The sequence below is a fragment of the Streptomyces sp. WELS2 genome, from assembly GCF_013870595.1.
Classification (GTDB): domain Bacteria; phylum Actinomycetota; class Actinomycetes; order Streptomycetales; family Streptomycetaceae; genus Streptomyces.
In genome coordinates, this window is the sequence record NZ_JACBWZ010000182.1 from 1 (window position 1) to 9,603 (window position 9,603).

The window sequence follows — 9,603 nt, forward strand, 5'->3', positions numbered from 1 at the left end:
TTGCTGCGGCTGCCGAACAGCCACTCGGCGATGTAGGCGAAGAAGGCCAGGGTGTAGACGGCCATCGACGAGTAGATCAGCGTGTTGCTGACACTCGCGAGATGTTCGTTGGTCGCGGCGGCGAGAGTCACTTCTCAGCCCCTTCGGCAGGTACGACGTGGCGGTCTGATGTGGGTGCGGGATGTTCGTCGCCGGGTTCCGGCGCGCCCGGCGCCCGGTCGTAGAGGTGTCCGGCGAGCTCGCCCAGTTCCTCGGGCACCTTCGCCGACTCGCTGCGGCCGAGCCCGGCCATCTCGACCACCGTGACGCCGTCCTCGCCGCGCACCGCCCGCACCCACACGCGGCGGCGCTGGATGAACAGGGACCCGGCCAGGCCGAAGATCGCGGCGAGGGCGCCGCCGAGCGCCCAGCCGCCGCCCGGCTCCTGCACGATCTCGAAGCCGGCCCATTCCTTGACGTTCTTCTCGAAGGTGACGGTACCGGCGCCGTTCGGCAGCTTCACGGACTCGCCGGGCTTGAGGTTGACCCTCAGCTGCGCGCCCTTGGCGTCCTTGTAGTCCTTCATGTGGGTCTTGTCGAGCTGGTACACGCTCTGCGGCAGGCCCGAGTCGACGCCCAGGTCGCCGTGGTACGGCTCCAGGTTCAGCACCGGGTTCAGCAGCGCGGGGAAGGCCGAGGCGATCTCCATGCCGGCCCCGCCGTAGGTCGGCAGGAAGAAGGCCTTGATGCCGAGCTGCTCCTTCCTGCCCTTGGCGTCGCGGTAGCCGTCCATGACCTTCACGACGCCCTGGGAGGTGACGTTGCCGTCGAGCGGCAGCAGCGGCACGGCGTCGCGGTAGACCACCTTGCCCGTGCCGTCCCGGACGGTGATCACGGGTGCGTAGCCGTGGCTGACCAGGTAGACCTTGGAGCCGTCGATCTCCAGCGGCTCGTTGACCTTGACGGTGGTCTCGGTCTGCTTGCCGTAGGCGCCCTTGCTGTAGCGGATCCTCGCCTGGAAGGTGCGCGGGGTCCCCCGGTTGGGGCCGGTCAGCTCGTAGGTCCCCTTGAAGTCCTCCAGGTCGAAGCTGAACGGGACCAGGTCGTCCGGCTCGAAGAGGCTGCCGGACTTGAAGTCGTCGTACATCGGCAGCGCGTTGGAGAAGCCGTCGCCCTCCACCATCAGCTTGGTGCCGTCCGACTTGTACAGCTGGCCGGAGGCGAAGGCGATCAGCAGCACGATCAGGGCGATGTGGAAGACCAGGTTGCCGAGCTCGCGCAGATAGCCCTTCTCGGCGGCGACGGCGTCACCGACGGCGTGGGCGCGGAAGCGGCGCTTCCTCAGCAGGCCGAGCGCGGCGGCGCGGACCTGCTCGGGGTCCGCGGTGGTGGTCCAGGTGGTGTAGGCGGGCAGCCGGTCCAGCCGCCTGGGGGCGCCCGGCGGCCGGCCGCGCAGCTGGCCGACGAACTGCCAGGTGCGGGGGATGATGCAGCCGACGAGGGAGACGAACAGCAGGATGTAGATCGCGGAGAACCACACCGAGCTGTAGACGTGGAACAGACCGAGCTTGTCGTAGACCGGCGCCAGCGTCCTGTGCGCGGCGCGGAAGTCCTCGACCTTGGTGACGTCCGCGCCGGTCTGCGGGATCAGCGAGCCGGGGATCGCGCCGAGCGAGAGCAGCAGGAGCAGCAGCAGCGCGACCCGCATGGAGGTCAGCTGCCGCCAGAACCAGCGGGCCCAGCCGATGACACCGAGGCCCGGCAGGCTCACCGCCTCCTCCTGCGGGGCGGTGGACAGCCGGGAGCCGGCCGCGCCCAGCTCGTCCCGGTCCCGGCCGGTGCCGGTGTCGGTCTTGCTCATCGGTCAGATCCCCACATCGAAGCCGTTGGTCCAGGTCTGCATGTGCTGCACCAGCTCGCCCCAGGCGCCGGTGAGCAGCAGCACACCGGTCACGATCATCATCGAGCCGCCGATGCGCGTCACCCAGACATAGTGACGCTTGACCCAGGCGAAGGCGCCGAGCGCCTTGCGGAAGGCGATCGCGGTGACGACGAACGGAAGGCCGAGGCCGAGGCAGTAGACCACCATCAGCAGCGATCCCCGCGCGGCGCTCGACTCGTTCAACGAGAGGAAGTTCACCGAGGACAGCGTCGGGCCCATGCAGGGCGTCCAGCCGACGCCGAAGAGCGCGCCGAGCACCGGCGCCCCGGCCAGACCGCCCGTCGGCCGCTTGTGGAAGCGGAACTCGCGCATGGCGAACCAGGGCGTCAGGCCCATGAAGAACACACCCATGACGATCATGAGCGCGCCGAGCACCTTGGACAGGGTGCTCTGGTAGCTGATCAGATTGGCGCCGAAGTAGCCGAACAGGGCCCCGCTGGAGACGAACACGGCGCTGAAGCCGAGCACGAACAGGGAGGCGCCGGCCACCATCCGGCCCCGTCTGGCCTCGGCCAGGTCGGTGCCCGCGACGCCGGTCACATAGGAGAGGTAGCCGGGGACCAGCGGCAGCACACAGGGCGAGAAGAACGACACGAGGCCGGCGAACAGGGCGATCGGCAGGGCGACCAGCAGGGCGCCGTGCAGGACCGTCTGGTTCCGGCCGGTCTCCGCGGCCAGCGTCAGCAGTGCGCTCACGTCACTTCTCCGCGAGGACCGGCTTGATCATCTCCACCAGGCCGGTGTCGTCGAGCGCCTCCAGCGCCCGCGCGGCGACCTTCCCGTGCCGGTCGATGACGAGCGTGGAGGGGACGATCTGCGGGTTGAGCGTGCCCTTCTTGAAGCGCAGCATCAGCCTGCCCGTGGGGTCGTACAGGCTCGGGTACTCGACGCCGTGCTCCTTCTCGAAGTTCACGGCGGGAGTGGTGCTGGTGTCGCGGGTGTTGATGCCGACGAACCGCACACCCTTGTCCGCGTAGTCCTTGGAGACCTTGGCGAAGTACTTCGCCTCGTTGCGGCACGGCCCGCACCAGGAGCCCCAGACGTTGATGACGACGACCTTGCCCTTGTAGTCGGCGACGTCCAGGGTCTTGCCGTCGATGGTCTTGCCGGACAGGTCCGGAGCCGTGGCGCGCTTGCCGGCCGCGACGGTGTCGATGCCGTTGTTGCCGGTGACGAAGTGGGTGTCGCCACCGCCACCGGAGATACCGCCCTTGCCACACGCGGACAGGGCCAGGGCCGCTGCGGCGGCCGCGGCGGTGAGCAGGACGGCGCGGCTACGGGTACTCATGTGAAAAGTTTCGCATGACCGTTCCGGGGATTTCGCGCACCCCCCTGCCGGGCGGAAAACCGCATTTCAGGGCGTATTTACACAGGGCATTCCGGACATCAGGCGGCGTTGGACGCGGCGCCCTTGGTCTCCCGCAGGAACTCCTTCCAGCCCCCGGCGGGCCGCTGCCCGACCCCGAGGGTGCGCAGCCTGGCGAGCACCTCGGGCTTCTGGACGTCGATCCAGTCCACGAACTGCCGGAAGGAGACCAGCCGCACGTCGGCCCCCTTCTCCTTCTCCCGCGCGATGTGCTTGAAGGCCTCCTCGACGGAGTCCATGTAGATGCCGCCGTTCCACTGCTCGAAGTGGTTGCCGATGAAGAACGGCGCCCGGTTCGTCTCGTAGGCCCGCCGGAATCCCTGGATGTACGCCTGGGCGGACTGCTTGCGCCAGCCCGGGTAGTTGTACGCGGGCGCCTTGGTCGAGTTGACCGACTGGTTGGCGAGCATGTTGTAGTCCATGGACAGGACCTCGAACGAACGTCCGGGGAAAGGTATCTGCTGAAGGGGCAGGTCCCACAGGCCCTGGCGCTTGACCGGCCAGACCTGACGGCCGCCCGGCGAGGAGGCGTCGTAGCGCCAGCCCAGCTCGCGGGCGGTGGGCAGCAGGTTGTCCTGGCCGAGCAGACAGGGCGTACGGCCGCCGACCAGCTCCTTGTCGTAGTCGAACGGCAGCGACGGCAGATCGGTCCAGCCGGTGTTGGTCCGCCACTCCTTCACGAACGCCTTGGCCTGCCGGATCTCGCTCGCCCACTGCTTCGGGGTCCAGTGCGCGACCGTGCCGCCGCCCGCGCAGAAGTGCCCGTTGAAGTGGGTGCCGATCTCGTGCCCCTCCAGCCAGGCCCGGCGCACGCCCGCGAGCGTGGCCTTGATGTGCTCGTCCGTGAGGTAGCCGATGTCGGAGGCGCCGCGCGGGTTGTTCGGGGGCTCGTACATCCGCTTCTTCGACTCGGGCAGCAGATACAGCCCCGAGAGGAAGAAGGTCATGGACGCGCCGTGCTCCTTGGCGAGGTCCAGGAAGCGCGGGAAGAGGCCGTTGCCGACCTCGCCGGCACCGTCCCAGGAGAAGACCACGAACTGCGGCGGGGTCTGCCCCGGCTCCAGCGGCTCCGGCTTCGCCGGCTGGTGCGGCTGGCTGCCGGTGAAGGAGGTGGAGCCGTCGCCGATGGGCCGCTCCGGGCGTCCCTCGCCCCTGCTCCCCTGGGTCCGGGAACCGCCCGGCCGCCCGGCGTCGTCCGAGGACGTGGAGCCGCCGCACCCGGCGAGCGACACGGCGGCGGCCGCGCCCGCGCCGAGGCCGAGTGCTCCTCGCCGGGAAAGGGTCCGGGAGATGGTGCGCATGGAAATCCCCGATCATCACTGCCTGCTGGTCACCCAGTCAGAGGACAGGAAGATCGGGGAGGTTCCGCTACTTCTTCTGCTTTTCGCAATTATGTGGGCAACAGTGCGCTAAGCCACCCCAAACGGACGCTCAGTGACCACCGGCGCCCGTCCGGCCGGCTCCCTCAGGCGCCGAAGGCCTTCCCCTGGGCCGTTCCCTTGCCCTTCTGCGGCCTGGCACCGGCCCGCAGGTGCGCCGGGACGAGATCGATGGCGGGCTCGCTGTACCCCACGGACACGATCCTGTCGCCCTGGTAGGTGAACGACGTCAGGGAGGCGAGCGTGCACTGCCGCTTGCGCGGGTCGTGCCACAGCCGCCGCCGCTCGACGTACGACCGCACGATCCAGATCGGCAGCTGGTGGCTGACCAGCACCGCCTCGTGCCCGCGCGCCCGCTCCTTGGCCGCGTCCAGCGCGCCCATCATCCGCACGACCTGGTCGACGTACGGCTCGCCCCAGGACGGCCGGAACGGGTTGACGAGGTGCTTCCAGTTCTCCGGCCGCTGCAGCGCGCCGTCGCCGACGCCGAAGGTCTTGCCCTGGAAGACGTTCTCGGCCTCGATCAGCCGCGCGTCCGTGGCCAGGTCCAGCCCGTGCGCCTTGGCGATCGGGGTGGCCGTCTCCTGCGCCCGCTCCAGCGGCGAGGCGCAGACGTGGGTCACGTCCCGGGAGGAGAGGTGCTCGGCGACCCGCTCGGCCATCTTCCGGCCCAGCTCGGACAGGTGGTAGCCGGGCAGCCGGCCGTACAGGATCCCTTCCGGGTTCTCCACCTCGCCGTGCCGCATGAGGTGGACGACGGTGATGTCCTGCGCGCCGTTTCCGGCGGTGCCCGCGGTGCTGTTCTCGGGGGAGCTCATTCGGCGGTGGCCTCCGCAGCCGCCCGGGCCGCCGCCGGGAGGGCGTCGGCGATCTTCTGCACGGCCCGCTCGTCGTGGGCCGTGGACACGAACCAGGACTCGAAGGACGACGGCGGCAGGTAGACGCCGTTCGCCAGCATCGAGTGGAAGAACGCGGTGAAGCGGTGCGTCTCCTGCCGCTTGGCGTCCTCGTAGTCCCGTACCCGCCGGTCCGTGAAGAACACCGAGAACATGTTGGAGGCGGTCTGCAGCCGGTACGGGACGCCCTCCTTGGCCAGCGCCTCGCTCACCAGCGTCCGGATCTGCTCGGAGACGGCGTCGACCTTGGCGTACGCCGCGTCGTCGAGCAGCCGCAGCTGGGCGAGACCGGCGGCGGTGGCGACCGGGTTCCCGGAGAGGGTGCCGGCCTGGTACACGGGACCGGCGGGCGCCAGGTGGGCCATCACATCGGCCCGTCCGCCGAACGCGGCGGCCGGGAACCCGCCGCCCATGACCTTGCCGAAGGTCATCAGGTCGGGCTTGACGCCCTCCACGCCGTACCAGCCGGCGCGGCTGGTACGGAAGCCGGTCATGACCTCGTCGGAGATGAACAGGGCGCCGTTCTTGCCGCAGGCGTCCTTGAGGCCCTGGTTGAACCCGGGGTCCGGCGGCACCACGCCCATGTTGCCCGGCGAGGCCTCCGTGATCACGCAGGCGATCTCGCCGGGGTGCCGGTGGAAGGCCTCCTGGACGGCCTCCAGGTCGTTGTACGGCAGCACGATCGTGTCCCCGGCCTGGGCCCCGGTGACACCGGGCGTGTCGGGCAGCGCGAACGTGGCCACGCCACTGCCGGCGGCGGCCAGCAGCGAGTCGACGTGCCCGTGGTAGCACCCGGCGAACTTGATCACCTTGGTGCGCCGGGTGAAGCCGCGGGCGAGCCGGATGGCCGACATGGTGGCCTCGGTGCCGCTGCTGACCAGCCGCACCTGCTCCACGGGCTCGACCCGGGCGACGATCTCCTCGGCCAGCTCCACCTCGCCCCGGCCGGGCGTGCCGAAGGACGTGCCGCGGGCGACGGCCTCCTGTACGGCGGCGATGACCTCGGGGTGCGAGTGCCCGAGGATCATCGGCCCCCAGGAGCAGACCAGGTCGACGTACTCGCGCCCGTCGGCGTCGGTGAGGTAGGGCCCCTTGCCCGACACCATGAAGCGGGGCGTGCCGCCGACGGCGCGGAAGGCGCGCACCGGCGAGTTCACTCCGCCCGGCGTCACGGCGCAGGCGCGGTCGAAGAGCGCCTGCGAGACGGGCGCGTCGTAGGGATAGGGCGTTTCGCTCGTGGCACTCATGACGTGCGGCTACTCCGGCTTCTCGGCTCCGGTTGCGGGGTGACCTCCTCAGGGTAGGCCGCGCCCCGGCCGGACCGCCCTCGCCCTCGGGATCGAAGCGGCGCCATCCCTCGTCTGCGAGACTGAGAGCTGATACACACGGCTCGTACGCACGTAATGATCAGAGCCGGGATTCTTCCGCGCGGATCGCCGTTCCACCGTACGTTTCGGCCGGCGGACGCGGGGGAGGTCACTGACACGATGATCGGGTTGCGCGGCGGGGGCCACGCGTCCTAGAAAAGCAGTCGGGTGGAGATATGCATCGCGGTGGCGGACTGGGCGAGGGGACTGACGACCTGGGTCCTCGACGTGCCCGGCGGGGAAGGCACCGGCGCGACGCGGAGGAAACGACCGAGACACGTCGGACACAGGGTGGACCGGGTGAGCCCGAGCGGTACGACCGGCAGTCCCTTCGCGCGGGGAGCAGGAACGGTGGCCGGGTGGGGGTGACGTACAAGTACTTCGGCGCGCCGGACGGAGCGACCGCGGCCCGCGTCCCGATCTCGATGCGCCCCGAGGAGCTCGGCGGCGACGAACTGGGCATGAACGGCATGTTCACGAAGATCAAGCCGGAGACGATGGCCGCGATGGTCCTCACCGGCATCCAGGGCGTCCCCCTGCACAAGGTTCCGCCCCTCGAACTCGTCGTCCTGCACCCCGACTACGCCGTCGTCAAACTCCCCATGACGGTCGTCGACCCCCTGCGCGGCGTCGGCGAGGAGGCGGTCGGCGCGGCGGCCTTCATCTGGTCCACGGTCCCGGACCGCGGCGGCCCCCGCGACGCGTTCAACGTGTACCAGCTGCTGCACGAGTGGCAGGACTTCTCGGTACGGCTGCACGAGGCGGGGCATCAGCCTTATTGCCTGGTGTGGCCGTGAGCCGGGGTTGATGCCCGGTGTGGCCGTGAGCCGGGTTCCTTGAGTGACGGGCGGGGTCTTCGGACCCCGCCCTCTTCATGTCGCGGTGAGGGCCTCCAGCCCGCCGCCCACTGTTTCTCCCCGGGCGTCGACGCGTCCTGACCACGACCCGCTCCCGAGGGCCTCCCATGACCCCGTAAATACCCCCGGGGGTACCTGTGCTACCGTCGACGTATACCCCGGGGGGTACATCTCACCGAAGCGGAGCAGCGCATGTTCTTCATCGACACCCTTGAGATCGCCGGTCTCGGCAACCGCGGTTATCTGGCCGGGGGCGAGCGGGGCGCGGTGGTGGTCGATCCGCCACGTGACGTCGAGCAGGTGATCAGGGCAGCGGCGCGGCGCGGGGTGCGGATATCCCACGTGGTGGAGACGCACCTCCACAACGACTACGTCACCGGCGGTCTGGAGCTGGCGCGGGTGACCGGCGCCGCCTACCTCGTACCCGCCGCGGCACGCGTCTCCTACGCGCGCGTACCCGTGCACGACGGCGACCACTGGGAGATCGAGGCCACCGCCGGGCTGGTCCTGCGGGCGCTCGCCACCCCCGGACACACCCCGCACCACACCTCCTACGTCCTGGAGGAGAACGGCACGGCGGTCGCGGTGTTCACCGGCGGCTCGCTGCTGATCGGCACCGTCGGCCGGCCCGACCTGGTCGAACCGCGGCTGACGGAGGACCTCGCCCGGGCCCAGCACGCCTCCGCGCACCGGCTGGCCGCCGAGCTGCCCGACGACGCGGCCGTGCTGCCCACCCACGGCTTCGGCAGCTTCTGCTCCTCCTCCCAGGCGCGGGGCGACGCCACCACGATCGGCAGGGAGAAGGCGGTCAACGAGGCGCTCACCCGGGACGTGGACACCTTCGTCGCGGACCTGCTGGCCGGCCTGGACGACATCCCCGCCTACTACGCCCACATGGCACCGGCCAACGCCGACGGACCGGCCCCGGTCGACCTCACCCCGCCCCCCGTCGCCGACGCCGAGGAGATCGCCGCCCGGCTGGCCGCCGGCGAGTGGGTGGTCGACCTGCGCAACCGTGTCGCCTTCGCCGAGAGCCACCTCGCGGGTTCCTTCAACTTCGAGGCCGAGGGGCAGCTCGCCACCTATCTGGCCTGGCTGATCCCCTGGGGGAAGCCGGTGACCCTCCTCGCGGAGTCCCCCGAGCAGCTCGCCGCCGCCCAGCGCGAACTGGTCCGGGTCGGCATCGACCGCCCGGCCGCCGCCGCCACCGGCGAGCCGACCGGCTGGGTGAGGGAGGGGGAGGCCCTCGCCTCCTTCCCGCGCGCCACCTTCGCCGACCTCGCGGCGGTCCCCGGGGAGGGCGTCGTCGTGCTGGACGTCCGCCGGGACTCCGAGCGGGCCGCCGGCTTCGTCCGGGGCTCCGTCCACATCCCGCTCCACACCCTGCACCGCCGTCTCGACGAGATCCCGGCAGGCCGGGTCTGGGTGCACTGCGCGGGCGGTATGCGCGCCGCCATCGCCGCGTCCCTGCTCGACGCGGCCGGCCGGCAGGTGGTGGCCGTGGACGACTCCTTCGGTTCGGCCGAGACGGCCGGGCTCACCGTCCGCACCTCCTGACCGGGGACCGGGAACCGGGAGAGAACACCAGTGAGAACGAGCCTCTTCGGGCGCGGCGGAAACGGCCCGGGACGGGTGACGGTACGGGACGCCGTAGCCCGCACCGGGTACGCCACCGGACCGGGCGGTGACGCCCCGCCGCTCCACGTACGCGAACCCCGCGAGCGGCAACCCGGCGCTGTGCGCTTGCCCCTGGTCGCACCTCGCCACCGGAGTGCTCGATCCGGCCGACACGCTGCTCGCCGGCCACCTCGGGGAGC

Annotated in this window: 8 protein-coding genes and 1 pseudogene; 2 read left to right on the forward strand and 7 right to left on the reverse strand. The window is 70.7% G+C overall.

Annotation, left to right across the window (positions count from 1 at the left end; translation table 11 throughout):
• The 7 genes and pseudogenes from H5J33_RS37435 to hemL form a co-directional block, all read right to left on the reverse strand.
• Nucleotides 1-131: pseudogene (locus H5J33_RS37435) on the reverse strand (c-type cytochrome biogenesis protein CcsB); the annotation flags it as partial.
• On the reverse strand, nt 128-1,840 hold the full coding sequence (locus tag H5J33_RS13725; RefSeq protein WP_181795186.1) for a cytochrome c biogenesis protein ResB: 1,713 nt from the start codon (nt 1,838-1,840) through the stop codon (nt 128-130). The pseudogene H5J33_RS37435 and the gene H5J33_RS13725, both read right to left, overlap by 4 nt.
• 3 nt (nt 1,841-1,843) lie before the next feature.
• Nucleotides 1,844-2,617, reverse strand: coding sequence for a cytochrome c biogenesis protein CcdA (locus H5J33_RS13730; protein WP_181795187.1), 774 nt, complete (start codon nt 2,615-2,617; stop codon nt 1,844-1,846).
• Nucleotide 2,618: 1 nt separating this feature from the next.
• A complete protein-coding gene (locus H5J33_RS13735; protein ID WP_181795188.1) occupies nt 2,619-3,209 on the reverse strand; it encodes a TlpA disulfide reductase family protein in 591 nt (196 codons plus the stop codon).
• 98 nt (nt 3,210-3,307) lie between these two features.
• Nucleotides 3,308-4,588, reverse strand: a complete 1,281-nt coding sequence (locus H5J33_RS13740; RefSeq protein WP_181795189.1) for a hypothetical protein — start codon at nt 4,586-4,588, stop codon at nt 3,308-3,310.
• 164 nt (nt 4,589-4,752) lie between these two features.
• Nucleotides 4,753-5,484: a histidine phosphatase family protein gene (locus tag H5J33_RS13745; RefSeq protein WP_181795190.1), complete on the reverse strand. Its 732-nt coding sequence runs from the start codon at nt 5,482-5,484 to the stop codon at nt 4,753-4,755.
• On the reverse strand, nt 5,481-6,809 hold the full coding sequence (hemL, locus tag H5J33_RS13750) for a glutamate-1-semialdehyde 2,1-aminomutase (protein ID WP_181795191.1): 1,329 nt from the start codon (nt 6,807-6,809) through the stop codon (nt 5,481-5,483). The genes H5J33_RS13745 and hemL overlap by 4 nt, the downstream gene beginning before the upstream one ends.
• A gap of 296 nt (nt 6,810-7,105) precedes the next feature.
• On the opposite strand from hemL, the gene H5J33_RS13755 reads away from it, so the two are divergent.
• Together H5J33_RS13755 and H5J33_RS13760 are read left to right on the forward strand one after the other, a co-directional pair.
• Complete coding sequence (locus H5J33_RS13755; protein ID WP_181795192.1) at nt 7,106-7,726, forward strand: hypothetical protein; 621 nt, start codon at nt 7,106-7,108, stop codon at nt 7,724-7,726.
• Between the two features lie 252 nt (nt 7,727-7,978).
• Nucleotides 7,979-9,343: a rhodanese-like domain-containing protein gene (locus tag H5J33_RS13760; protein WP_181795193.1), complete on the forward strand. Its 1,365-nt coding sequence runs from the start codon at nt 7,979-7,981 to the stop codon at nt 9,341-9,343.
• The last annotated feature ends 260 nt before the right edge of the window (nt 9,344-9,603 follow it).